The organism is Paenibacillus litoralis (genome assembly GCF_046244365.1).
Classification (GTDB): Bacteria; Bacillota; Bacilli; order Paenibacillales; family NBRC-103111; genus Paenibacillus_V.
The window spans coordinates 13580-38402 of the sequence record NZ_CP176395.1 but is presented as its reverse complement, the minus strand read 5'-3'; the positions used below and the strand labels follow the sequence as shown (position 1 = coordinate 38402).

Below are 24823 nucleotides of genomic sequence, written 5' to 3'. Positions count from 1 at the left end.
TTTAGTATGCCGTTATGAAGTAACTTTCCCTCGAAAATTTCTAGGAGGTCCCCAACTTGTTCGCCGTACTTTATAAACTTCGCTGGTTTTATCAAATGTATTGGATTCGTTATTCCGTCGCCGTTACGCTGCTCGTCGTTGTCGGCGTCCTGGAGCTTGTGCCCCCGCGTATGATCGGCAGCGCCATTGACGGGATCCAGCAAGGCACGCTGACCAAACCGGAGCTGACCGCCTTCCTGCTCCAATTCGCTGCCATCATGGCCGTCATCTATATCATATCGTACTACTGGATGTATCAGCTGTTCGGCGGCGCGTTCCTGATCGAACGCATGCTTCGTTCCCGGTTCATGCGTCACCTGCTCCGTATGACGCCGACCTTCTTCGAGCGCAATCGGACAGGCGATCTGATGGCCCGGGCGACGAACGACCTGCGGGCGATATCCGCCACAGCCGGCTTCGGCATTCTGACGCTGGTCGATTCCAGCGGCTTCATGCTGGTCATTTTGCTTGCGATGGGCGTCCTTATCAGCTGGAAGCTAACGATTGCGGCGCTTCTCCCCTTGCCTTTGATCGCGCTTGCCATGAGCTTGTACGGCAAAAAAATTCACGAGCGCTTCCGTTCGGCCCAGGAATCGTTCGGCCAGCTGAACGACCACGTCTTGGAAGCGACGGCCGGCGTTCGCGTCATTCGCGCCTATGTCCAAGAAACGGCGGATCAGGAGCGGTTTAAAAAGCTTACCGACGACGTATACGAGAGAAATACCGACGTTACCCGGATCGACGCCCTATTCGAGCCCACCGTCAAGCTGCTCGTCGGCGCCAGTTATTTGATCGGGCTCGGCTACGGGGCCTATCTCGTCTTCCGCAACGAAATTACGCTAGGCGAGCTGGTCACGTTCAACGTCTACTTAGGCATGATGGTTTGGCCAATGTTCGCTATCGGCGAGCTGATCAACATCATGCAGCGCGGCAACGCTTCGCTTGACCGGGTGAACGAGACGCTCGCTTACGAGCCTGACGTCGTGGGCGCTTCCCGGCCAAAAACCGTAAACGGGCGCAAAACAATTCGCTTCGAGCAAGTGACGTTCCGCTACCCGTCATCCGAAACGGATAATTTGACGAATGTTTCGTTTGAGCTCGAGCCCGGCCAAACGCTCGGGATTGTCGGCCGGACGGGAAGCGGCAAGACGACGCTGATCCGTCAGCTTCTTCGCGACTACCCGGCCGGTGAAGGCGTAATCTCGCTGGCAGGCGTACCGATCAAGGATATGACGCTCGAAGAACTGCACGGAACGATTGGCTATGTACCCCAAGAGCAGATGCTCTTCTCCAAGACCGTAAGGGACAATATTCGCTTCGGCAAGCCGGAAGCAACCGAGGAAGACATCAAGCGCGCTCTGGAGGCCGCATCCTTCCTCCGAGATATTCCGTTGCTGGCCCATGGCCTCGACACGCTTGTCGGGGAGAAAGGGGTGGCCCTGTCAGGCGGACAGAAACAGCGTGTCGCCATTGCGCGCGCGCTTATCGCGGAACCCGAAATGCTCATTCTCGACGATTCCTTGTCCGCCGTCGATGCCAAGACGGAAGCGGCGATTATCGCGAACGTACGCCGTCTTCGTACCGACAAAACTACGATGATCGCCACCCACCGGCTTTCCGCCGTACAGCATGCGGATCTCATTGTCGTTCTGGACGGCGGACGAATCGTCGAGCAAGGCACGCATGATCAGTTGCTGCAAGCGGGCGGCTGGTATCGCGAGCAATTCGAACGCCAGCAGGTCGAAGCGCATTTATCGGAAGAGGAAGGCGGTGAGTCCAAATGAGCGCCGAAGCCCTAACAGACAACGGGAGCGCAAAAGGAACGGGAAGCCGTTTGCTCCGGTACGCGCTGCTCTATAAGCGCCGCTTCGTCGCCGGTTTAATCATGCTCGCCGTCGCCGTTTGCGCCGAGCTATGCGGTCCTTTTATCGCAAAAACGATGATCGATACGCATATCCTCGGCATCGAAAAGCCCTGGTACGAGATCGCAGGCCCAAGTTCCGCCGCATCGGAAGACGTCGTATCCTACGGCGGCCGACGCTACGTTCGAAACGATCGACTGCCGCCAGGTATGACCGCGGGCCGAGAGGTTCGCATCGTTCAGGCCGGACGGCAGTTCGTCTTCGTCGGAGAGCCCCTCCGCTTCGACGGGGAGCGTTCCCTTACGGACGGCAAGCTCATCGTGCGCAAAGACGACAGCACCGCTTCTTACGCAGCTCAGCCGCTGTCGGCCGGCGAGCTGTTCGCCTTCTATAAACCGGAGGTGCGCGGCCTGCTTAAGCTTGCAGGACTATACCTACTGCTTCTCGCTGTCGCATCGCTCTTTCACTACGGGCAAAAATATTTTCTGCAAACCGCGGCCAACCGTATCGTGCAAAAGCTGCGTCTCGACGTGTACGGGCAAATCCAGAGGCTGCCGATCCACTATTTCGACAATATGCCGGCCGGAAAGGTCGTCTCCCGCGTTACGAACGATACGGAGGCGGTCAAGGATCTGTTCGTCTCCGTGCTGACGCAATTTTTCTCGGGCGCGATCAACATGATCGGCATTTACGCCGCGTTGTTTCTGCTTAGTCCGAGGCTTGCCGCTATCTGTCTCGTCATCCTTCCGCTGCTGGCGGCCTGGATCTGGCTTTACCGCAAGTACGCCGGCCGCTATAACCAGATTATCCGCGCACGGATCAGCGATCTCAACGGCATCATCAATGAATCGATTCAAGGCATGACCGTCATCCGCGCATTCCGCCGGCAGAAGCAAACGATGGAGGAGTTCGAAGGGCTGAACACCGAATATTTCGTCTATCAGAACAAAATGCAGCATCTGAACGCGCTCACTTCGTTCAATCTCGTCAATGTGCTGAAAAATTTTGCGTTCGCCGGCGTCGTCTGGTATTTCGGCGGCGGTTCGTTTACGGTGGGGGGCGCCATTACCTTCGGCGTGCTTTACGCCTTCATCGACTATTTGGGCAGACTGTTCCAGCCGCTCAACGGCATGGTCAACCAGCTCGGCATGCTCGAGCAGGCGCGTATTTCGGCCCAGCGCGTATTCGAGCTCATCGATGAGCCGGGTACCGATGTCGACCGAGGCCAAATCGAGCGTTACCGGGGCGACGTCCGGTTCGAGAACGTGTGGTTTGCCTATAAGGAGGATTTCGTCCTGCGCGGCATTTCCTTCGAAGCGAAGCAGGGGCAGACGGTCGCGCTTGTCGGCCACACGGGTTCCGGCAAAAGCTCCATCATGAACCTGCTGTTCCGTTTCTACGATCCGCAGCGGGGCACGATCACGATCGACGGGCAGGACACGTCGTCCATCGCCAAACAGCCTCTGCGCGAGCACATGGGCATCGTGCTGCAGGACCCGTATCTGTTCACCGGCACCGTCGCGTCGAACGTCAGCTTGAACGATCCCGCCATCAGCCGGGCACGGGCGGAGCAGGCGCTGAACGATGTCGGCGCAGCCCAGGTGCTATCGGGATTGCCCCAGGGCTACGACGAGCCTGTGCTGGAGAAAGGCGCTACCTTGTCCGCCGGTCAGCGGCAGCTCATTTCGTTCGCCAGGGCGCTCGCCTTCAATCCGGCCATCCTGATTCTCGACGAAGCGACGTCCAGCATCGACACCGAGACCGAGGCCGTCATCCAGAACGCGCTTGACGTGCTTAAGAAGGGCCGGACTACGTTCATCATCGCGCACCGGCTGTCCACGATCCGCAGCGCCGACCTCATCCTCGTGCTGCACCGCGGGGAAATCGTCGAACGGGGGACGCACGAATCGCTGCTGAGCCTTCAAGGACGATATGCGCAAATGTACAGACTGCAGCAAGGCGCCGGGTAGGAAATACAAACGCTAGGGGTATCGTAATAGTGGATACCCTTGATTTTTATATTTCTTTATCCTATTCCTATAGTAAAGGAATGCTATTTAACTTACGTACCACTTTGCCTGCATTTCAAACATTCGAGCATATAAGCCTTGTTGGCTAATCAACTGATCATGATTACCTTGTTCAACTATCATTCCGCTATTCATAACAAATATTCGATCTGCCTTCCGGCAACTTCCCAAACGATGGGTTATAAATATGGAAGTCTTCCCTTCGGTAAGTTGCATAAAGTGTTCAAATATTGCCGCTTCTGATATGGGATCGAGAGCGGCAGTAGGTTCGTCTAACACAATCACTTGTGCTTCACGTATAAATGCCCTGCTAAGCGCAATTTTTTGCCACTGCCCACCGGATATTTCATGTCCCCCATGGAATTGGTTACTTAATTCTGTATTATTTCCAATAACGCTATCGTTCTTGAAAAAGGATTAATAAACTCTGAGCAGCACTTAGACGTGATTGTAGCCAATGGAAGAGAACAAATTAATAAGCTTCATCTTGACAGGAAAGTTATATAAATTCTCCATTCCAAATATTTTCTAAAGCAGAATAGAGGCGGAAGTTTAATGAAACAGCACAGCATTTTAGTCTTTTTTCTTGTTATGTTCTGCTTCCTACTATCTGGTTGCAATAAAAGCGACCTGCTAAGGGATGAGAAAGTAGGCCAACAGTTACATGTTACGGAACAAAAGAATCTTAAAGTGGTATATTACAGCGAAAGTTCCTTCATGCAATATTTTGGAAAATCGTTAACAGCTAAATATCCCGATATTGCAATCAACGTCATTTCCCCTCCTCCATTCGAGGCGAATCGGGACATGAAACAGGTCTGGGCATCATTTCTTGAGAACCAGAAGCCTGATATCCTAACTGGGTTTAACGACTATTATGAGCATTTCGTTGAAAATGAATGGCTTGAGAACCTCGATCCGTTCATTAAACAAGATAGGTTTGATATTAATAATATCCACCCTGGCGTGATTGCCGCTTTGCGGAAAAGAGGAAACGGCAAACTTTATGCCCTTTCTCCTACTTTCAGCAGCCGCGCTTTATATTATAATAAGGATTTATTTAACCAGTATAAAATTCCTTACCCGAAAGACCAGATGACATGGGACGAAGTGCTCGAGTTAGCCAAACAATTTCGACTAGCAAATGCCAATAGCAACGGCATATATGGTCTGTATATCGACAGTACAAATCCTTATTATTTAATTGATCGGATTGCCAGCACAAATAGTCTTTCGCTTACCGACTCTAAAGGGGAAAATCTTTTGATTGACAGCGATCCATGGAAGAAGGTGTGGAAATCAGTAAGTGAAGGCTACAAGGCGGGATACATTTTTTCTCCAACAGATAAAGAATTTGGAGATGGAAACTTTAAAAATAACCGCTTTATCATGGGAACAGCTGCGATGACAGTCGATATTCCAAAGAGTGTTTTATTGAATGACGAAATACGAAAGCAACTGTATAAGCTTTTCAACTGGGATATGGTGACGGAACCAGTCAATCCTTCCTTGCCAGAGGAATCTAACTCATTTAACGTTAGCTCCTTTTTTTCAGTCAACGCAAAATCAACCAATAAAAAAGGAGCATGGGAAGTCGTCAAGTATTTAAATAGCGACGAATTCGCACAAATTTATGCCAAGTTAATTCCCCCAACATCTCTTTTATCCCGAACGGCACATATAAAAACTAGCGACGGCCGTAACTGGCAAGCCTTTTTTAAACTTAAGCCATCCACGTATTCAGATATGTTTCGGAATACTCCAAAGTCTTTTCAGGAAGCGTATAAAAAGCTGCTTTCGGACAAAGCAAATGAGGCAATAAAGGAAGATCAAAACGCTGATGATATTTTACATTCCTTACAGGAGTCCGGACAAAAACTGCTAACCGAAGCAAATAAGGAAAAGAAAAATAATAAATAATCCATAGCATTAAAAGTTACAATTCTTATTGCTCTTTCTTTACGACTTCCTGATTGCTGGCACCCCTCAGCTCAACGGGAATATCCTGCGGCAGGACGACCGTCACCGCTGAATACGGATACTCGTCGGCAAACCCTCTCCGCCGCGGCAGCTCCTTAATCGATACGTACAGGGTCGTGCCGACCGTTTGTACGGTTGCTACATCATCCGGCTTCAGCGTCTCTGCCGCTCGGTCCGAAGAGGTGCGGACCCGGTAGTTGCCGAACAGGGACACCGAACGTTCCGCCGTTTTGTCGATTTTCGGCTGCGGGCCGCCATATTGAACCACGATCCGCTTCACGTCCGCAGACACTTTTTCCGACAGTTTCGGCAGGTCCAGGGAACGTTCGGTTGCACCTACCGTATACCTGACTTCATTTAACAGTCCGGTTGAAGCCAGCACCGAATAGCCGAGACAAATGCACCCGATTATCCCCACGAACAAAATGCTGAACACATCATATCTCACCACCGGGTTCTCCGTTTTGGCTATTACGGCAAACAGCAAAATTTCCGCTCCGATCATGACGAACACGGCCGGCCACCACGCGACTAGCGTATCGAAGGCCGACAGCCCCTTCCACGACGAGAGTAATAAAGTGACGCCTGCCAGAACAAGCGATACGCCCATCGAAAAGGTCCCAACGCGCCAACGCCTCATTGTCCGCCGTCCCCCTTTTTAACGGAGCTGCCCAGCAGCAGCCTTAACCCGCCGCCGATCAGCAGCGTAGACACGACGAACAATTGGAAATATTGATGGAAATAAAACGATACATGCAGATCCGGGAACTTTCGCTCAAGCAGCTGAAGCACGACACGGTCCAGCAAATAGTAGCCTCCGAACGCAATGAACGCGATGCCGAGCCATTTTTGATGGTTCAGGAGCCATCCGACGAGCGGAATATCCTGCAGCTCCTCGCGCTCATGCTTCGAAACGAGCTGAAGCGCATCAAACAAGCTGAAAAACCAAATGATCGGAATCAGGAACAGGAAAATCGATAACCGAAGTACGTCCATCATGTAAATGCTGAACAGAAACCCGGCCATCAGCTGCAAGCCGCGGCGCTGCAGGCCGAGATACATGTGGCCCGCTCCGGGGAAGACGGAGAGGAATACGGCGACAAGTTTGCTTTTGCGCCCGTCCTGACGGTTCAGATCAAGCTCCTCGATAATGCTTCTATCCTCTAACGTCTCGCCCCTGTGCTTGCGGTTCAATTGCTGGATCGCATCGAACATGCCGTAAAATATGATAACCGGCAAGCCCAGCATGAAGACGAAGAAGCCGTCTTCCCTCGTCATATACGAAACGAACGCAATCATGGCGAACAAACCGAAGAAGCTGACGAGGAACGTTAAGCCCCTCTGCATGAGTCCTAGCTGAAAGTGGCCGAGACCCGGGATAAACGACAGCAATATCGTCTTAAACCGCTCATCCTGCTGCCGTCCTGCTTCGGCTTGGGCCCAGAACGGGGCGCCGGCCTGGTCCTGGCCGTATTGCCCGAACGGACGCAGGCTGTTCGTTGCGGAGGCCGTTCCTTCTCCTGCCTCGCCGGCCCCTGCCGCGCTGCCGTAAATTCCGCCGTTCGCGGCGTACGCATTCGCCCCGTCACCCGTCCAGCTCCCTTGCATGCCGGCCCCTCTATACGGATTGCCGTTGACCCTCGCTATCAGCGTGATAATCATATCGAGCATGTTGATGGCAGCTACAACGAGCGCAATGCTTATGATGAATAGCGCGAAGTCTCCATCGACCGAGCCGCCATTGCCAAAGTCCATCAGAATCAAGAGGAAAACCGGCCCGAATGACGCTCCCCCATACAACAAGCCGCGTACAAACCGGCCTAAATAGAGGTGTCCCAATCCGGGAATAAACGACAGCAGAAATGCGACAATCGGACTTTTATTCATGCTTTTCCCCTCCTCTTTGCTTCGCCTGCATCGCATCGAGCACAGATACCGTCTTTTCCATCAGCCGTTCGGAGAACGGTTCCCTTGCTTCGTTAGTTGGCGACTCCATATGTCCGATCCTCGACGAAATGGTATGAAACATGCCGGTCGACATCAAAATCAGCGTAATTACCGCGGCAACCGCGTAATGGAACAGCGGCCTCCGGAACAAAGGAATGCGGCTTGCCGCCGTCCCCTGCCCTTCCCGCTTCGCCTTCATGCCTCCTGCATCGGGGTTTCCGCCCGCTTCCTCCGAATCGGATGCTGCAGCGCCTTCCAGCTCCCTTATGGCCGCCATGACGCGCTCCGTAAAGGCTGCCCCCTGCGCAGCTTCCATAAAGGGCATCTGCTGCCCGCCTTCCGAATCGGCTTGCTCATCCAACAGCCCTGCATATATCGACATGCACATCTCGCACACGTACAAATGCTCCTCGTAAGCTTCCCTCTCGCGATCGCCGATGCGTCCTTCCGCATACAAACGCCATTCTTCTTTGCCGTAATGGTTCATCGCAGGTCTTCCTCCTTCCAATGCTTCTTCATCCAGGATCTTGCACGAAACAGCTTGGACGCAACCGTCTTGATTTCTACGCCTTGTTCGTCGGCGATTTGTTGATACGACTTTTCCTCCAAATAGAAAGCGACGACGACCTCCCGGTAATTCGAGGGCAGATCGTTTACGTACTTGGCGATCAGCTCGCCCCGCTCCTTACGCACCACCTCGAGCTCTGCCGCATTCTCGAAGACCGGCTGCACCTGCTCTTCGTACGAATCGCTCAATTGCTCTCTGCGCGTGGAACGCTTTCGTCTATAATCAATCGCCGTATTAACGGCGATGCGCGTAATCCATGTTTTGAATCCTTGGTGCTGATAACGGGGGAGAGAGACGAATATTTTGACGAACGCTTCCTGAAGCACGTCTTCCGCATCCTTCCGATCGTTTACGATCGGATAAACGGCTCTGTACAAATAAGCCTGATACGCTTCCATGATCGCCCGGAACGCATCCGTATCCCCCGCCAGCACGCTTTCGATGACGGCTTGCTCCTGAATGCTGCTCTCCCCCTCTCCCGTTTATCCATGCCCATGTGTGAATAGACGAAACTTCTTCGGATTAGTACTGCACTTCCCTCTAAAAAATATTTACACAGAGGGAAAACGCCGTCAAGCTGCTCACGACCAGTCGCTGCCGATGTGGTGAGACAAACCTATCCAGCGCTTCAAATAAGGAAAACATCATGTATTCGTATGCTCGCGCTTCCTGAGCGCGCCATTTTATGCTATAATCATTTTTACTGCGTCCCCGTAGCTCAATAGGATAGAGCAGTCCTCTCCTAAAGGACAGATGGCGGTTCGATTCCGTCCGGGGACGCCACATATCTCCAAAATTCGTTATCGGTTAGGCTTGTTTTTCCGTTTTGTTTATGATAATATGTTCAACGTGACGATTGAGGTTGTCACAAGGAAACACCATCGGGACGTAGCTCAGCTTGGTAGAGCACCTGGTTTGGGACCAGGGGGTCGCATGTTCAAATCGTGTCGTCCCGACCATACATAACCATCGAATCGCAGCTTTCGGGCTGCGGTTTTTTTGTATGCAAAAAATCGCAAATGAAGCTACCATTTCGATCCCTGATCCCTGCAAAACATTCGCGCCGCCCTTTATAAAACGGTAAACAGAAGACCGAAAAGTAAAGACATTCTTGTAGTTGCCCATTTTCGGTAAATCTATAATGAAAGAGCAATCCACTTTATATTGCTTCGCATATATCGAAAAGCCTCGTTCTCGCAACAGACGCATAATCCCCCTCCAAATCCGGTTGATATCGATATGGTCGCATTATAGCAGTGTTTGTTCATTGTCGACAATCGAAAGATTGAACGGAGCGGAGGCCGCCGGTTCAAGTTGCACCTTCCTCCTGAATCTCGCAGTCTTGCCCCTCTTGCCGCTTACAAAAAAAATATAGATCAAATGACCCAAATCCATGTATAATCGATAACGAATCCGTTTTATTAACCAACGTATAAGGGGCAATCCGTCATCGTGAAAAAGTTTTTTCACCCTCTTGCAATCGCTTCCATCATTTCCTTGCTTCCCGCTTGCTCCTCCGTGCTTATGACCGAGGAAGAGAAGAAGAACTCCATGCAACCAACGAACGATGACGCCAAAATCGTACTAGCCAACCAGGGAACGAACAACGGCCCTGTCTCAGCCGAACCGGCTAATCAGCCGGCAGCATCCCCTGCTCCGTCAGAAACGCCTTCTCCTGCGCCTACAGCGTCACCGACGCCTACGCCTGTACCGACACCGTCGCCGACTGCAACGCCGCTTCCTAAGCAATTTATCCGCTATGAGAATCAAGTTATCGTTCTTATGTACCATCACATAGCCGAGAATGAAGCCGGCGAAGAAATCACCATTACGCCCGACCGATTCAGCAAGCATATGCAGGCGCTCAAAGATAACCACTACCAGGTAGTTTCCATCGAGGACTACATTGACTATATCAAGCACGACAAGAAGCTTCCGCCCAACGCCGTGGTCATCACTTTTGACGACGGATACGAGTCCTATTACAAATACGCCTACCCGGTTATGAAGAAGCACGGGTTTACCGGCACCAATTTCTTAGTCCTCAGCTACGTTGACGTCCCGTACCCGCAGCTGCCCTTCATGAACTGGGAGCAAGTCAAAGAAATGAAGCGCGACGGCTTCAGCTTCTATTCCCATACGTATAACCTGCATCGCAAAGGCCCGAATGAAAAAGGGGAGCTCGTACCGGCTCTCCAAAATCCGCTCTTTCTCGAGCAGGAGAAGCGGATGGAAACCGATGCCGAATATCGGCAGCGTCTTCGCGACGATTTGACCAAGGCGAACGAGATGCTGGAAAAGGAGCTCGGCAATCAGCTTAAGGTGCTTTGCTTTCCGTACGGCGCTTATAATAAAACCGTCGTTCAGGTAGGGAACGAAATCGGCATCGACCACTTTTTTACGATCAAAGAAGGCGTCAATAACCGCGCGAACAAAGAGGTGCTCCGCATCAACGCCGGAACCCGCTACGTATCGGCCGAGAAGCTCATGGTCAAAATGGATAAATTCAAACAGCCGGTCAAGAAATAAATCGGCACTGCGCAGATCTCTATACGAAAGCCGCAACGCCAAAAAAGCGTCGACATCCGCTCGACGCTTTTTGCTGCACGTATGTAGTGGTGTCCGTTCTTTCCCGGACCTTCTCATCCTTTGCATATTTCCGGTATCACTCCGGCACAGTAAGCTCCGCCCGGTAAAGATCCTGGTTCCAAATCACCTTCGCGCCCAGCGTCTCCGCCACGAACCGCAGCGGGATATACATGTGGCCGTCTATGATAGTCGCAGCCTCATCCAGCAACACCGGTTTTCCGTCTACGAGCGCCGTCGATTCGTCGGGTCTGAGCACAATGCGCTTTCCGCCTCTCTGCACGCTCAAGGTACGTTCGTCATTGTTCCACGTGAAATCTGCCGATATCGCTTCGAAAATGCCTCTAAACGGGGCCATCGTCGTTTGGTTGCGAATGAAGCCCCGGTACTCGCTGATGAACGTTCCGTTGACGACGACTTGCACCTGAGGCTCGGCATATCGCCTGACCACAAGCGCATTGCTGAGCAATCGCCCCGGTGCCCGTTTCATCGAGCCCTCGTAGTATAGCCCGGAGCTTGCACCGCCGTCCATATTCATAGCATCCGTCACGCCAAGCTCCACAAGGACATTGGCCATCTCCGAGATCGTCGCCGAAGATACGGTTCCCATCACCATCCGCTGCCGCCCGTCAATCCCGACGAAGCTTCTGACATTGGAGGTGCTCGTGATTTTGGGATCGTCGAAGCCGTCTCTCGCAAAATCCACATCGACGGCGCCGTTCGTCACCAGCTTCGGCCCTACGCCGATCGCCGCCTCCCAGCCTCCGCTGCCGCTCGTTTGTCCGCTGTCTTTGTTCTCCACCTTCGCTTCCACGGTCACCTCGTCGCCGACGTGAAGCTTGGAGAGCATGTACTTTTTATTCCCGTCCGTATGACCGATAAAGCAGACTTGGCCGTCCTCCGGGATCGTCGCTTCGCCTTCTGTCATTTCCGTGATGCGGCCGTTTGATATGACGACCTTCGTTCCGCCCGCAAAGGACACTTTGTCCCCGAAGTCACGGGTATACCAGACAACCTGGTCGTAGGAATCCTCGCCGTAATACGTATTCACGCCCCACGGACTGAAGCTGTAGGAGCTTCCTTTATGGTTTACCTTCACCGTTATCCCTAGCTTCAGCTTACTGATTAGCGGAGCCTTATCCACGGTCATCGCGAACGTCTGGTTTTCCCCGCTGCGGACAACATCCCCGGCGCGCAGCATCAATCCGTTCGGGTATCTTCGCGTATCGTCCGTTTCGTAAGAATCGAAGAACGTTCCGTTGATCGCTGCGGCGGCTTGCGTCCGTTCCGTCATCGAGGACAAGCTTTCCACATGCCCGATCCCTTCGGAGGCTACGACTGGCTCCACCCGCAAAAAGGGATTCTTCAGATCGATGGTAACCAGCTGCACCGTAAAATTTTTGCCGGCATAACCGACGGTTGCCGTTTCATAATCGACGCCGCCGTTCGCAGAGGCCTTTGGCGTCCATGCTCCCCCGTCCAGGGCTATTCCGGTCGATACGACTAGCGATAAGGCAAAAGCCAGCCGTCTTCGGCGTATCCGCTGCTTGAATTCATATGAGGCCATACCGTCAGCTCCGTTCCTATGTAGAGTGCCGGCTGTAACTCTAACGCTTGTTAAACCGGCTTATTTTTATATCGACATAAAAGAAGCGGACTGTAAAGAGGAAATATTATCCTGGCAACAGGAAAAGGACCCTTTTTACAGGGTCCTTTTTGACGGTGAAATGATTTTTGATCATTTCTTTATTCCTCGCTTATAGCACTTTCGATTCCAGTTGTCTCAGACAACTTTCTTTGTAGCCTCTAACACTAACGTGTCTTTGGCACATCCCTCCAGTTTCTATAATAAGGCTGAAAGATCGCTAATGGTTAGTTTCCCTCGAATTGTTCAATGGAACCACACCTCGCTCTCACCGTCGATAATAGTATGTCCGGGCCCATGGGTTCTATACGGTTGCTGCAAAAAAACTTTTGTTCATTCTGCACGATGCAAAAACGCCGTACCGGCTGCTTGCCGGTCGGCGCTTTAGTAAGAAAGCCAGGCTTGAGCCCCTCGGAAGGTTATCCCCCGGAGCCGCTGCCTTCGCTAGGGCTTTTATGCGAATGGTTACGGGTTTTGACTGTCTTGGAGCCGGACAGCGGCTCTTGCGGATGAACCGATTCATGCTGATTGGTTTGACCGCTTGGCGGATTGACGACCTGCGTTTTATTTTTCGGCATGCACGTATTCTCCTCCCTCTTCATCGTGGTTCAATAAATCCTGATGGCGGCGGTCGTTCGTATCTTGTTGCATTTGCTGAGCGTTATGGCTATTTACCGGGTTCTTATCCAAATCCTTGACCACGTTCTGCAAATTTTTATCGGTTGCTCGGTTTCTCGTCATCGTGCGTCGCCTCCGTTGTTAAGCGTGCGTTTCGGCATGCAGCGCCTGTGCGCATTCATGAATGTGGCGAATGTAGTCCTCCACCATTTGCTGGATCCGCTCGCCCCGCTCGTCGACCGTCACTTCATTCCGCTCCGCATCGACCAGCTGCACCTTCACTTCCCGATCGTCTACATAGCTGCATATAAAATCAAACTCATACCCGGAGCGGCCTTCCGCTGTAATCGTAATACGAATCGACCGCGGATCCGCCTCGTCGGCATACACCGTCGTCTTGTCGGATGCGTTCAGAACCGTAGGCAGCGTACGCTTCCAAGCGGATACCAGCTGCTCCTGATCGATTGCCGGACGTTCTTTTTTGCTCATCAGTTACCACCTCCACAGTGTTTAACGTATGGAGACGGGCAGTCTTTTATACAAGCTCCCGGTAGGTCTCAAAAATAAAGTCACCCCGGAATAAAAAATAAAAAAACCATCCGACGGTAAACGACAGGATGGTTTGTATTTAACGGTTATATAGTGGCGGAGAGGGTGGGATTCGAACCCACGGAAGAGTTACCCCTTCGCTGGTTTTCAAGACCAGAGCCTTAAACCACTCGACCACCTCTCCAGGCGGAATTTCCTAGGGTTAGGAAATTTCCAGATGCACAATGCATTTTAACACAGATGCAAAAACATTTTCAACCTCTATTTTCTGCCGATTACCTTGAGGCCGTTCATGTACGGCTGAAGAACGTCAGGAACGAGCACCGTTCCGTCTTCCTGCTGGTAATTCTCGAGAATAGCGGCCACTGTCCGTCCGAGCGCAAGCCCGGAACCGTTCAATGTATGAATGAACTCCGGTTTGGCCTTCGAATCGCGGCGGAAACGAATGTTCGCGCGGCGCGCTTGGAAATCCTCGAAATTACTGCATGACGAGATTTCCCGGTATGTGCCGCTGCTAGGCAGCCATACCTCGAGATCGTACGTCTTGGCCGAAGCAAAGCCCATATCCCCTGTACAGAGGCTCATGGCGCGGTATGGCAGCTTAAGAAGCTGCAGCACCTTCTCCGCTTCGTTCGTCAGCTTCTCGAGCTCCTCGTAGGAATCCTCGGGCTTGACCATCTTCACCAATTCGATTTTGTTGAACTGATGCTGACGGATCAATCCGCGCGTATCCCGGCCGGCCGCTCCAGCTTCCGAACGGAAGCAGGCGCTGAACGCCACGAAATATTTCGGAAGATCCTCCGCAGACAAAATATCGTCACGATGATAGTTCGTCACAGGCACTTCCGCCGTAGGCACCAAGAAATAATCGGTCCCTTGAATTTTAAATACGTCTTCCTCGAACTTCGGAAGCTGGCCCGTACCGGTCATGCTATCGCGGTTTACGATGTAAGGCGGCAGCATTTCCTCATAGCCATGCTGGTCGGCATGCAGATCCATCATGAAATTCATGAGCGCTCGTTCCAGCCTTGCCCCTAACCCCTTATAGAACACAAAACGCGAGCCGGTAACCTTACCCGCCGCTTCAAAATCCAAAATGTCCAGATCCTGCGCGATTTCCCAATGCGCTTTGGACGCGAAGGCAAACGAAGTTTGCTCGCCGATCCTTCTAACCTCGACATTGTCATCCTCCGACCTTCCTACCGGCACCGATTCATGCGGCACGTTCGGAATCGAGAGCAAAATGTCGTTCAAATCCGACTCGACAATACGAACCTCATCGTCTAGCACTTTAATGCGGTCCCCGACAACCTTCATTTCTTCAATGAGATCGTCGGCATTTTCTTTCGCCCGCTTCTTCATTGCCACTTCCTGCGAAACGACGTTGCGCCGATTCTTGAGCTGTTCCACTTCCTGCAGCAGCTCGCGGCGTTTCGTGTCTACGCTGGGAAATCGGCTGACGTCGTCGAGCGGCTTGCCGCGATTGATCATGGCCTGCCGTGCGCGTTCAAATTCGTTTCTTAGCAGCTTGGCATCAAACAAAATAACCCCTCCAGAAAGGGAACTAGTTTACCCGCGTTGTTTGACCATATCGAGGAAATATCCATGCATACGGTAATCGTCGGTCAGCTCCGGGTGGAACGACGCAACAAGCAGATGCTTTTGCCGTGCGGCAACGATTTGTCCGTTGTATGTAGACAGCACCTCGACACCGTCTCCTACTTTTTCAATAAGCGGCGCGCGAATGAATACCGCTCTAATTTTCTCGTCAATTCCGTATACATCCAGATCCGTTTCGAAGCTTTCCCTTTGGCGTCCGAAAGCGTTACGGGCAACGGTAATATTCATCAGCTCCAAGTGAGCCTCCGGCTGTCCCGCGATATCTTTGGCCATTACGATAAGGCCGGCGCAAGTACCGAATATCGGCTTGCCTTCAGCCGCAAATTGCCGCAGCGCATCGATAAATCCGTAGGTACGCATCAGCTTGCCGATCGTCGTGCTTTCGCCGCCTGGGATGACTATGCCGCCGATTTCCGCCAGCTGCTCGGTCCGTTTGATCGCGACGCCTTCGGCGCCCGCCAGTTCCAGCATGCGGATATGCTCGGCGACCGCGCCTTGAAGCGCAAGAACCCCAATTTTCATGTCCGTTCCTTCTTTCATACAACGCTAAAAGCTGTAAAAATGCGGACAGATGATGCGGTGTCCGGCAATAAGGCCGGTCCCGCATATCTGCCGCATCCGTTTAAGATAACTATGGAAAAGCTATGCTTACCAGCCGCGATCCTGCATACGCTCGGAGGCGTTCAGCTTGGAGATTTCAATCCCCTTCATCGGCGTGCCGAGGTTTTTGGACAGGTTGGCGATCAAGCCGTAGTCCGTATAGTGCGTTGTCGCTTCAACGATTGCTTTTGCAAACTTCTCAGGGCTATCGGATTTGAAAATACCGGATCCGACAAATACGCCGTCTGCGCCAAGGTGCATCATCAACGCTGCATCCGCAGGTGTGGCTACGCCGCCCGCTGCAAAGTTAACGACCGGCAGCTTGCCGTTCTCGTGTACGAAAGACAGCAGCTCGTAAGGAGCGCCCAAGTTTTTGGCTTCGGCCATCAGCTCGTCCTTCGACAGGCTCTGTACTTTGCGGATTTGGGACCAGATCATACGCATGTGACGCACAGCTTCGACGATATTGCCAGTTCCCGGCTCGCCCTTCGTACGGATCATCGATGCGCCTTCGCCGATACGGCGGAGCGCTTCGCCCAAATCACGCGCGCCGCATACGAACGGAACGGTGAATTCTTTTTTATTGATATGGAACACTTCGTCGGCCGGCGTTAGAACTTCGCTCTCGTCAAGGTAATCCACGCCAAGAGATTCAAGCACCTTAGCTTCGACAAAATGACCGATACGCGCTTTAGCCATAACCGGAATCGAAACGACCTTCATGACTTCCTCAACAATCGTCGGATCCGCCATACGAGCTACGCCGCCCGCTGCACGAATGTCAGCAGGTACCCGCTCAAGCGCCATAACGGCGGATGCTCCTGCCGCTTCCGCTACTTTCGCTTGTTCTGCGTTCATGACGTCCATAATGACGCCGCCCTTTTGCATTTCGGCCATACCTTTTTTAACGCGAGACGTTCCTGTTTCCATTGCGAATAGACCTCCCAAATGGCTTATGTGCTGATGAGAATACTGAACCGAATATGTTAAAACTTCTAACAAAATATTTTACAGCATGGTTCGTCATTATACAACCTTAACACCGACATTTTTCATCCTGTCAGGTGTCAACAAGTCGTCTAGAACATGTTTTTGATGCCGTCAAAGAGATCGACGAAGAAGTTCTTGATGGCCCTGAACAAAAGGCGTATCCAGCTGCCCTTGTCGACATCTTCGGATGCGACCATGTTAATGGTTTGATCCTTGCCGTTGTAGCTTACTTTCAAGGTGCCCAGAACGTCGCCTTGCTTGATCGGAGCGACACGCTTGCCTTCCTCGATCGGTTCCGCCGTTTTGACGATTTGATCGTCCGTCGTTCCTTTTTTGACTACCATGGAAAGCGCGCTCTCCGTAACGACCGGAACGGTTGTTTTCACGCCTTTTTTGAGCTCAACCGTCTTCATCGAGTCGATTTCCGCTTTGGCCGCAATGACATCCTTCTTCTCGAAGTTGTTGAAGCCGTAGTCCAGCAGCTTGCGCGTTTCCTCGAAGCGCTTCGGCTCCGAGTCGGTGCCCATGACGACGCTGATCAGGCGCATCCCGTTACGCACAGCGGTCCCGGTAAAGCAATAGCCCGCCTCGTCCGTAGAACCGGTTTTCAGCCCGTCCAGCCCTTGGTACGCGTATTTCTTGAAGTTGGTTACGCTCTGATTGCCTTCCAGCATCCAGTTCCAGTTGATCATCGGCGACTTATCCCGTTCACGAAGCTTGAGCGAAGGAATTTTAGTAAAGTCGAGCACTTCCGGGTGATCCTTCAGGATGCGGAATGCAAGCATCGCAGCGTCCTTCGCGGACATGACGGTCTCGCCTTCCAGGTTGATCGGCGGGAATTTTTTTAAATCGTTTTTGCTAAGGCCGGTCGACGTTACGAAATGCGCTGTAGGCAGGCCGATTTCCTTCGCCTTATCGTTCATCATTTTAGCGAAATTTTCTTCGGAACCGCCAATGCGCTCTGCCAGCGCTACCGAAGCATCGTTACCGGAATAGATGGACATAGCTTGAAACATGCTGCGGACGGAAAGCTTCTCGCCGTTTGCAAGAAGATCCCCTGAACCCGGTACCTCCGATGCATATTTGCTCGTCGTAACCAGCTCGTCCCAGTTAAGTTTCCCAGCCTTTATGTTTTCCATAACAAGATATTCGGTCATCATCTTCGCCATACTTGCCGGAGGCAATGCCGTGTCGGCGTTCAGTTCATATAAAATTTGACCGGTAGCGGCATCCATCAGAATAGCCGATTTTACTTCCAGCTTCAGGTCTACCGTTTCCGCCGCCAGTACGCTCACCGGCTTTATGATCAGCAACTGCAGCCCTAGAAGAGCCACTACCAACATCGCGACATATCGTTTCATCCCCATGAACCGTTTCAATTCCCACACTCCCATGCATGATGTAATCTATGTTCCCATTGTACCATAGGGCGATACGCAAAAAAAAGAAAACAGGGGTTTCCTACCCGCTGTTTCCTTTATATACCTGATCGTTGCGCCCATTCTATTCCGCTTATAGCGAATAGTTCGGAGCTTCCTTCGTAATGTGTACGTCATGCGGATGGCTTTCGCGCAAGCCTGCACCCGTGATCCGGACGAACTGCGTATCATTGATCAGCTCTTGCAGGTTTTGTGTTCCGCAGTAGCCCATACCCGAACGCAAGCCGCCTACCAGCTGAAAAATCGTATCCGCAACAGGTCCTTTATAAGGAATGCGGCCTTCGATTCCTTCCGGAACTAGCTTGCTCTCGTTCTCTTGGAAATAACGATCCTTGCTGCCTTCCTTCATGGCGCCAAGCGATCCCATCCCCCGGTATACTTTAAACCGTCTGCCTTGATAGATTTCCGATTCGCCCGGACTTTCTTCCGTTCCGGCAAAAAGGCTTCCCAGCATAACCGCGCTTGCTCCTGCGGCAATAGCTTTTACAACGTCGCCGGAATACTTGATGCCGCCGTCCGCGATAATCGGAACGCCATGCTTCCTCGCCTCTTCCGCGCAATCGTAAATAGCCGTAATTTGCGGAACGCCGATACCGGCGATAATACGGGTTGTACAAATCGAGCCCGGTCCAATCCCTACCTTCACGATGCTGGCGCCTGCTTCGATCAAATCGCGGGTACCTGCGGCTGTCGCGACGTTACCGGCGACGATCGGAAGCTCCGGATACTGGCTGCGCAGCTTTCTCACCGTATCGGCTATGTTGATGTGGTGACCGTGTGCAGAGTCGACGACGATCAAGTCCACGCCGACTTCCACAAGCGCTGCCGCGCGGTCCATTACGTCCTTAGATACGCCAAGGGCGCCGCCGACAAGCAGTCTGCCGTACTGATCCTTCGCCGCATTCGGGAATTGGATTGCTTTTTCAATATCTTTTATCGTAATAAGTCCTTTTAATACGTTATAATCGTCTACGAGCGGCAGCTTCTCGATTTTGTGCTTCTGAAGGATACCTTCGGCCTCTTGAAGCGTCGTGCCTACAGGAGCCGTTACAAGCCCTTCCGTCGTCATGACATCCTTGATTTTGATCGAAAAATCATGCACGAAGCGCAAGTCGCGATTGGTCAGAATACCGACCAGCTTATTGCTCCCGTCCACGATTGGCACCCCTGATATGCGGTACTTCGCCATTAATTCTTCTGCGTCATAAACATGATGTTCCGGCGTAAGTGAAAAAGGATTCGTAATGACGCCGCTCTCCGACCGCTTAACGCGATCCACCTCGTTAGCCTGTTGCTCGATCGACATGTTTTTATGAATGATGCCGATGCCGCCTTCCCGCGCGATCGCGATCGCCATCGCCGACTCCGTTACCGTATCCATGGCGGAACTGATAAAAGGGATGTTCAGCTTCAGCTTAGCGTCCAGCACCGTCGATACGTCGATTTCTTTCCCAAATACGGCTGATTTCCTCGGTACGAGCAGCACGTCATCGAACGTTAACCCTTCCTTCGCAAACTTCGTCTCCCACACGAATGGAGCGCCTCCTTACATGAGTATATTATTGCAATATTAACAATGCTCTTTTTTCATGTCAAGAAAATGTCCACTCCATTTTCATGGAATCATTCTAGGGATTCCCTGTTTTCATTCATATGCATACTTACAGGCCGGATTCCATAGCATAAATTGCTCCACGCCGAGCTCTTTTGCCGCTTTAATTTGCTCTTTAATCGCAAGGTCTCCATACCTTTGATGAGCAGGCAGCCAAGTCGCCGTAAACGCTTGATACCAAGGACGGATAGCCGGAGAGGCTCCGCTGGCGACACGCACTAACTCGTTTTTGACAAGTGCGTCGTTCACCGCTTGCTTAACGGTCAAGTAAGGCTGAAGATCCGGGTTCTCTATTCCATACACTCCTTTGGAGTAATGAGACGGGTAAATCATCGGGCTAATGACATCGACATGCTTCGCGATCTTCATCCACTCCTGGCCGATGCCCATGTCGGTTGAACTGGAAGTGGTAAGTCCGAACACATCCGCCGATATCAGGACGTTCGTTTCCTTTAAACCAACTTTCACCTTGCTCAAAAAAGCTTCAATCGCTTGTGCCTTGCTCCAGCCGTGCGTATTCTGATAGGCAACCTCCTGGTCGACCTTTTTGCCGTTGTCCGGAAAACGGACATAATCGAATTGGATCTCATCGAACCCAATCTTGGCCGCTTCTTTTGCGATCTCTACGTTATACTCCCATACTTGCTCGTTATACGGATCGATCCACGATACTCCTCTTCCATCCTTCCAGATCCCCCCGTCTTTCCCCTGTATGGCGAAGTCCGGTCTCTGTACGGCCAAATAGGGGTCCTTAAACGCGACAATACGAGCTATCGTGTAAATGTTTTTGGATTTGATCCGATTCATCCATGCCGACGGGTCCAGAACCATCGGACTTTCCGTCGCCCCTATTTGATTTGCCAGCGGAATGGCAGTAGGAAAAATGAATTGCCCCGAATCGTTCTTCACATCGATGACCATGGCATTCAAATCCGTACGATCCACCAAATCGATCAAATGTTGAAAAGAACCGCTGGCAGCCATTCGTCCGGAAACATATATCCCTTTCGCCTTTACCTCTTTTTTCGATTGGTTTCCTCCAGCCGGAATCGGAATGACAGGCGGAGAGGCCGACGGATCGTTTACCGGCTTATCGCTTTCATCCGTACCAGCCGGCGCGCTGACAGCCTGTGCGGTGAGGTTCCGCTCAAGAACAGGCATCAGTCTAGAAGGGTCCGGTATATCCGTTTGACTGGTAAACGAGGCGTATTCGGCCATTCGTTCCGCTTTCTGCGCACAAGCCGTTGCCAGGAACACCAACAAACATATCCAGGCGATCAAGATCGTTCTAAACCGTACTCCGTTCATAGCTTCTCCTCCTTTGCTGGTAGTATGGCACAAGGAAGACCTGCACAATTCTGCAAATAGCTAGAGCTTTATGGAAACTCAACCAATTATTAAATCACAAAAAAGCAGCACCATCACTGAATAACCAGTGAAGGTGCTGCGAGCTGCTTGGCAACGTCCTACTCTCCCAGATCCCTGCGGATCAAGTACAATCGGCGCTGGAGGGCTTAACGGTCGTGTTCGGGATGGGTACGCGTGGTTCCCCTCCGCCATCGTCACCAAACATGTTGCCCATATACAGGGGGTTTACTCCCTGAAAACTAGATGCGAAGTTCTGCATTCATCCTTGTTCCTTCGTAGTCCTTACACCTGTCGATGCAAAGATGTTGGATAAGCCCTCGACCGATTAGTATTCGTCAGCTGCATGCATTGCTGCACTTCCACCTCGAACCTATCTACCTCGTCGTCTTCAAGGGGTCTTACATACTGGGAAATCTCATCTTGAGGGGGGCTTCACGCTTAGATGCTTTCAGCGCTTATCCCGTCCGTACTTGGCTACCCAGCGATGCTCCTGGCGGAACAACTGGTACACCAGCGGTACGTCCATCCCGGTCCTCTCGTACTAAGGACAGCTCCTCTCAAATTTCCTGCGCCCGCGACAGATAGGGACCGAACTGTCTCACGACGTTCTGAACCCAGCTCGCGTACCGCTTTAATGGGCGAACAGCCCAACCCTTGGGACCTACTTCAGCCCCAGGATGCGATGAGCCGACATCGAGGTGCCAAACCTCCCCGTCGATGTGGACTCTTGGGGGAGATAAGCCTGTTATCCCCAGGGTAGCTTTTATCCGTTGAGCGATGGCCCTTCCATTCGGTACCACCGGATCACTAAGCCCGACTTTCGTCCCTGCTCGACTTGTCTGTCTCGCAGTCAAGCTCCCTTATGCCTTTGCACTCTTCGAATGATTTCCAACCATTCTGAGGGAACCTTGGGGCGCCTCCGTTACGCTTTAGGAGGCGACCGCCCCAGTCAAACTGCCCGCCTGACACGGTCCCTCTCCCGGATCACGGGAGTAGGTTAGAACCTAGATACGATCAGGGTGGTATCCCAACGTCGCCTCCACACAAGCTGGCGCTCATGCTTCTAAGGCTCCCACCTATCCTGTACAGATCGTACCCAAGTCCAATATCAAGCTGCAGTAAAGCTCCATGGGGTCTTTCCGTCTTGTCGCGGGTAACCTGCATCTTCACAGGTATTAAAATTTCACCGGATCTCTCGTTGAGACAGCGCCCAAGTCGTTACGCCATTCGTGCGGGTCAGAATTTACCTGACAAGGAATTTCGCTACCTTAGGACCGTTATAGTTACGGCCGCCGTTTACTGGGGCTTCGGTTCACAGCTTCGGGTTGCCCCTAACCGCTCCCCTTAACCTTCCAGCACCGGGCAGGCGTCAGCCCGTATACTTCGCCTTGCGGCTTCGCACAGACCTGTGTTTTTGCTAAACAGTCGCTTGGGCCTTTTCACTGCGGCCCCCTCGGGCTATTCACCCTACCGAGGCACCCCTTCTCCCGAAGTTACGGGGTCATTTTGCCGAGTTCCTTAACGAGAGTTCTTCCGCGCGCCTTAGCATGCTCTGCTCGCCTACCTGTGTCGGTTTGCGGTACGGGCACCTTCGCCTCACTAGAGGCTTTTCTTGGCAGCATGAGTACAAGACCTTCGGTACTTTCGAAATTTCCCTCCCCATCACAGCCCAGCCTTCACGATGTGCGGATTTGCCTACACATCAGCCTCACTGCTTGGACAGACACTTCCATCCGTCTGCGTCCTTGCCCTTCTGCGTCACCCCGTCGTTCAAACGGCTACGGTGGTACAGGAATATCAACCTGTTGTCCTTCGACTACGCCTTTCGGCCTCGCCTTAGGTCCCGACTTACCCTGAGCGGACGAGCCTTCCTCAGGAACCCTTAGGCTTTCGGCGGACAAGATTCTCACTTGTCTTTTCGTTACTCATACCGGCATTCTCACTTGTGTACTGTCCAGCCGTCCTTACGATCGACCTTCAACCTATACACAACGCTCCCCTACCCAACAACATTGCTGCTGTAGCCATAGCTTCGGTGGCGTGTTTAGCCCCGTTACATTTTCGGCGCAGAGTCACTCGACCAGTGAGCTATTACGCACTCTTTAAATGGTGGCTGCTTCTAAGCCAACATCCTGGTTGTCTTTGCAACTCCACATCCTTTCCCACTTAACACACACTTGGGGACCTTAGCTGATGGTCTGGGCTGTTTCCCTCTTGACAATGGATCTTAGCACTCACTGTCTGACTCCCGGACAGAAGTATGTGGCATTCAGAGTTTGACTGGACTTGGTAACCCTTGGCGGGCCCCGCACCCAATCAGTGCTTTACCTCCACTACTCTCATTCCGAGGCTAGCCCTAAAGCTATTTCGGGGAGAACCAGCTATCTCCGAGTTCGATTGGAATTTCTCCGCTACCCCCACCTCATCCCCGAATTTTTCAACATTCGTGGGTTCGGGCCTCCAGTGCGTGTTACCGCACCTTCACCCTGGACAGGGGTAGATCACACGGTTTCGGGTCTACGACCACGTACTCATTCGCCCTATTCAGACTCGCTTTCGCTGCGGCTCCGCCTCTTCAGCTTAACCTTGCACGTGAACGTAACTCGCCGGTTCATTCTACAAAAGGCACGCCATCACCCATTAACGGGCTCTGACTTCTTGTAAGCACACGGTTTCAGGTTCTATTTCACTCCGCTCCCGCGGTTCTTTTCACCTTTCCCTCACGGTACTGCTTCGCTATCGGTCGCTAGGGAGTATTTAGCCTTGGCAGATGGTCCTGCCGGATTCATACGGGGTTTCACGTGCCCCGCACTACTCGGGATCCGTCTAGGGATACGTTCGTTTTGAGCTACAGGGCTGTTACCTGCTATGGCGAGCCTTTCCAGACCGCTTCACCTAACGAACTTTTCCCACATTGACGTCCCACAACCCCAAGGAGCAAGCTCCTTGGTTTGGGCTAATCCGCGTTCGCTCGCCGCTACTGACGGAATCACTATTGTTTTCTTTTCCTCCAGGTACTTAGATGTTTCAGTTCCCTGGGTATGCCTCCGATACAGCTATGTATTCACTGTATGGTACACGCGCATTACCACGTGCGGGTTCCCCCATTCGGACATCCCCGGATCGACGCCTGCTTACGGCTCCCCGAGGCATTTCGTTGTTCGCCACGTCCTTCATCGGCTCCTAGCGCCTAGGCATCCTCCGTGTGCTCTTAGTAGCTTAACCAATGATCTCTCTCGAGATCGCTACAAAAAAACTAAGGATGTTTTGCATTGCTTCGCTATCTAGTTTTCAAGGAACAAACTGTTGAAAAGCCAATAAATTGACCCTTCAAAACTGAACATGAGCGAGTAAAACCAGCTTATTGATC

General features: G+C 52.1%; 19 protein-coding genes, 3 tRNA genes and 2 rRNA genes. 6 read left to right on the top strand and 18 right to left on the bottom strand.

Annotation, left to right across the window (positions count from 1 at the left end; all coding sequences use genetic code 11):
- The first annotated feature begins 56 nt into the window (after window positions 1–56).
- Window positions 57–1823: an ABC transporter ATP-binding protein gene (locus ACKGJP_RS00170; protein ID WP_409343703.1), complete on the top strand. Its 1767-nt coding sequence runs from the start codon at window positions 57–59 to the stop codon at window positions 1821–1823.
- On the top strand, window positions 1820–3871 hold the full coding sequence (locus ACKGJP_RS00165) for an ABC transporter ATP-binding protein (RefSeq protein WP_409343702.1): 2052 nt from the start codon (window positions 1820–1822) through the stop codon (window positions 3869–3871). The genes ACKGJP_RS00170 and ACKGJP_RS00165 overlap by 4 nt, the downstream gene beginning before the upstream one ends.
- Window positions 3872–3958: 87 nt before the next feature.
- On the opposite strand, the gene ACKGJP_RS00160 is transcribed toward ACKGJP_RS00165, so the two are convergent.
- A complete protein-coding gene (locus tag ACKGJP_RS00160) occupies window positions 3959–4324 on the bottom strand; it encodes an ATP-binding cassette domain-containing protein (protein WP_409347035.1) in 366 nt (121 codons plus the stop codon).
- Window positions 4325–4486: 162 nt separating this feature from the next.
- On the opposite strand from ACKGJP_RS00160, the gene ACKGJP_RS00155 reads away from it, so the two are divergent.
- Window positions 4487–5851 (top strand): ABC transporter substrate-binding protein, encoded by a 1365-nt coding sequence (locus ACKGJP_RS00155; RefSeq protein WP_409343701.1) that lies wholly within the window; start codon window positions 4487–4489, stop codon window positions 5849–5851.
- Window positions 5852–5876: 25 nt separating this feature from the next.
- Here the strand turns inward: ACKGJP_RS00155 and ACKGJP_RS00150 are convergent, their stop codons facing one another.
- Genes ACKGJP_RS00150 through ACKGJP_RS00135 form a run of 4 tightly spaced genes read right to left on the bottom strand, consistent with a single transcriptional unit; the run spans window position 5877 to window position 8860 of the window.
- On the bottom strand, window positions 5877–6551 hold the full coding sequence (locus ACKGJP_RS00150; protein ID WP_409343700.1) for a hypothetical protein: 675 nt from the start codon (window positions 6549–6551) through the stop codon (window positions 5877–5879).
- The gene (locus tag ACKGJP_RS00145; protein ID WP_409343699.1) at window positions 6548–7798 is read right to left on the bottom strand and encodes a hypothetical protein; all 1251 of its coding nucleotides are present in this window, start codon (window positions 7796–7798) and stop codon (window positions 6548–6550) included. Before ACKGJP_RS00145 ends, ACKGJP_RS00150 begins: the two co-directional genes overlap by 4 nt.
- Window positions 7791–8345, bottom strand: coding sequence for an anti-sigma factor family protein (locus ACKGJP_RS00140; RefSeq protein ID WP_409343698.1), 555 nt, complete (start codon window positions 8343–8345; stop codon window positions 7791–7793). The genes ACKGJP_RS00145 and ACKGJP_RS00140 overlap by 8 nt, the downstream gene beginning before the upstream one ends.
- Complete coding sequence (locus ACKGJP_RS00135; protein WP_409343697.1) at window positions 8342–8860, bottom strand: RNA polymerase sigma factor; 519 nt, start codon at window positions 8858–8860, stop codon at window positions 8342–8344. Before ACKGJP_RS00135 ends, ACKGJP_RS00140 begins: the two co-directional genes overlap by 4 nt.
- Before the next feature lie 273 nt (window positions 8861–9133).
- Between ACKGJP_RS00135 and ACKGJP_RS00130 the strand changes: the two genes are divergently transcribed.
- The 3 genes from ACKGJP_RS00130 (at window position 9134) to ACKGJP_RS00120 (ending at window position 10955) form a co-directional block, all read left to right on the top strand.
- Window positions 9134–9209 (top strand) — tRNA-Arg (locus ACKGJP_RS00130).
- Window positions 9210–9308: 99 nt separating this feature from the next.
- Window positions 9309–9385: transfer RNA gene (locus ACKGJP_RS00125), tRNA-Pro, on the top strand.
- 493 nt (window positions 9386–9878) lie between these two features.
- Window positions 9879–10955 carry a polysaccharide deacetylase family protein gene (locus ACKGJP_RS00120; RefSeq protein ID WP_409343696.1) on the top strand — a complete coding sequence of 359 codons (1077 nt, stop codon included), beginning with the start codon at window positions 9879–9881 and terminating at the stop codon, window positions 10953–10955.
- Window positions 10956–11091: 136 nt separating this feature from the next.
- Here ACKGJP_RS00120 and ACKGJP_RS00115 read toward each other — a convergent pair whose 3' ends face one another.
- From ACKGJP_RS00115 to ACKGJP_RS00055, 13 genes are all read right to left on the bottom strand, one after another.
- Complete coding sequence (locus ACKGJP_RS00115) at window positions 11092–12579, bottom strand: phosphodiester glycosidase family protein (protein WP_409343695.1); 1488 nt, start codon at window positions 12577–12579, stop codon at window positions 11092–11094.
- A 497-nt stretch (window positions 12580–13076) separates the two neighbouring features.
- On the bottom strand, window positions 13077–13235 hold the full coding sequence (locus ACKGJP_RS00110) for a small acid-soluble spore protein P (RefSeq protein WP_409343694.1): 159 nt from the start codon (window positions 13233–13235) through the stop codon (window positions 13077–13079).
- Window positions 13222–13398, bottom strand: a complete 177-nt coding sequence (locus tag ACKGJP_RS00105) for a hypothetical protein (RefSeq protein WP_409343693.1) — start codon at window positions 13396–13398, stop codon at window positions 13222–13224. Before ACKGJP_RS00105 ends, ACKGJP_RS00110 begins: the two co-directional genes overlap by 14 nt.
- 18 nt (window positions 13399–13416) lie before the next feature.
- A complete protein-coding gene (locus ACKGJP_RS00100) occupies window positions 13417–13764 on the bottom strand; it encodes a hypothetical protein (protein ID WP_409343692.1) in 348 nt (115 codons plus the stop codon).
- 154 nt (window positions 13765–13918) lie between these two features.
- A tRNA-Ser gene (locus ACKGJP_RS00095) sits at window positions 13919–14008 on the bottom strand.
- Window positions 14009–14085: 77 nt separating this feature from the next.
- Window positions 14086–15366: a serine--tRNA ligase gene (serS, locus tag ACKGJP_RS00090; RefSeq protein WP_409343691.1), complete on the bottom strand. Its 1281-nt coding sequence runs from the start codon at window positions 15364–15366 to the stop codon at window positions 14086–14088.
- A gap of 27 nt (window positions 15367–15393) precedes the next feature.
- Window positions 15394–15966, bottom strand: a complete 573-nt coding sequence (pdxT, locus tag ACKGJP_RS00085; protein ID WP_409343690.1) for a pyridoxal 5'-phosphate synthase glutaminase subunit PdxT — start codon at window positions 15964–15966, stop codon at window positions 15394–15396.
- A 126-nt stretch (window positions 15967–16092) separates the two neighbouring features.
- Complete coding sequence (gene pdxS, locus ACKGJP_RS00080) at window positions 16093–16974, bottom strand: pyridoxal 5'-phosphate synthase lyase subunit PdxS (protein WP_409343689.1); 882 nt, start codon at window positions 16972–16974, stop codon at window positions 16093–16095.
- A 149-nt stretch (window positions 16975–17123) separates the two neighbouring features.
- Window positions 17124–18422: a D-alanyl-D-alanine carboxypeptidase family protein gene (locus ACKGJP_RS00075; protein ID WP_409347034.1), complete on the bottom strand. Its 1299-nt coding sequence runs from the start codon at window positions 18420–18422 to the stop codon at window positions 17124–17126.
- 124 nt (window positions 18423–18546) lie between these two features.
- Window positions 18547–20004, bottom strand: a complete 1458-nt coding sequence (gene guaB, locus ACKGJP_RS00070; protein ID WP_409343688.1) for an IMP dehydrogenase — start codon at window positions 20002–20004, stop codon at window positions 18547–18549.
- 114 nt (window positions 20005–20118) lie between these two features.
- Window positions 20119–21393 (bottom strand): putative glycoside hydrolase, encoded by a 1275-nt coding sequence (locus ACKGJP_RS00065; RefSeq protein WP_409343687.1) that lies wholly within the window; start codon window positions 21391–21393, stop codon window positions 20119–20121.
- A 145-nt stretch (window positions 21394–21538) separates the two neighbouring features.
- Window positions 21539–21655: ribosomal RNA gene (rrf, locus tag ACKGJP_RS00060) — 5S ribosomal RNA — on the bottom strand.
- A 103-nt stretch (window positions 21656–21758) separates the two neighbouring features.
- Window positions 21759–24678: ribosomal RNA gene (locus ACKGJP_RS00055) — 23S ribosomal RNA — on the bottom strand.
- Between the last annotated feature and the right edge of the window lie 145 nt (window positions 24679–24823).

Coding starts and splice junctions, on each gene's coding strand:
- ACKGJP_RS00165 (WP_409343702.1), top strand. CDS start 1,820: ATGAGCGCCGAAGCCCTAACAGACAACGGGAGCGCAAAAGGAACGGGA.
- ACKGJP_RS00155 (WP_409343701.1), top strand. CDS start 4,487: ATGAAACAGCACAGCATTTTAGTCTTTTTTCTTGTTATGTTCTGCTTC.
- ACKGJP_RS00150 (WP_409343700.1), bottom strand. CDS start 6,551: ATGAGGCGTTGGCGCGTTGGGACCTTTTCGATGGGCGTATCGCTTGTT.
- ACKGJP_RS00145 (WP_409343699.1), bottom strand. CDS start 7,798: ATGAATAAAAGTCCGATTGTCGCATTTCTGCTGTCGTTTATTCCCGGA.
- ACKGJP_RS00140 (WP_409343698.1), bottom strand. CDS start 8,345: ATGAACCATTACGGCAAAGAAGAATGGCGTTTGTATGCGGAAGGACGC.
- ACKGJP_RS00115 (WP_409343695.1), bottom strand. CDS start 12,579: ATGGCCTCATATGAATTCAAGCAGCGGATACGCCGAAGACGGCTGGCT.
- ACKGJP_RS00110 (WP_409343694.1), bottom strand. CDS start 13,235: ATGCCGAAAAATAAAACGCAGGTCGTCAATCCGCCAAGCGGTCAAACC.
- ACKGJP_RS00105 (WP_409343693.1), bottom strand. CDS start 13,398: ATGACGAGAAACCGAGCAACCGATAAAAATTTGCAGAACGTGGTCAAG.
- ACKGJP_RS00100 (WP_409343692.1), bottom strand. CDS start 13,764: ATGAGCAAAAAAGAACGTCCGGCAATCGATCAGGAGCAGCTGGTATCC.
- pdxT (WP_409343690.1), bottom strand. CDS start 15,966: ATGAAAATTGGGGTTCTTGCGCTTCAAGGCGCGGTCGCCGAGCATATC.
- pdxS (WP_409343689.1), bottom strand. CDS start 16,974: ATGGAAACAGGAACGTCTCGCGTTAAAAAAGGTATGGCCGAAATGCAA.
- ACKGJP_RS00065 (WP_409343687.1), bottom strand. CDS start 21,393: ATGAACGGAGTACGGTTTAGAACGATCTTGATCGCCTGGATATGTTTG.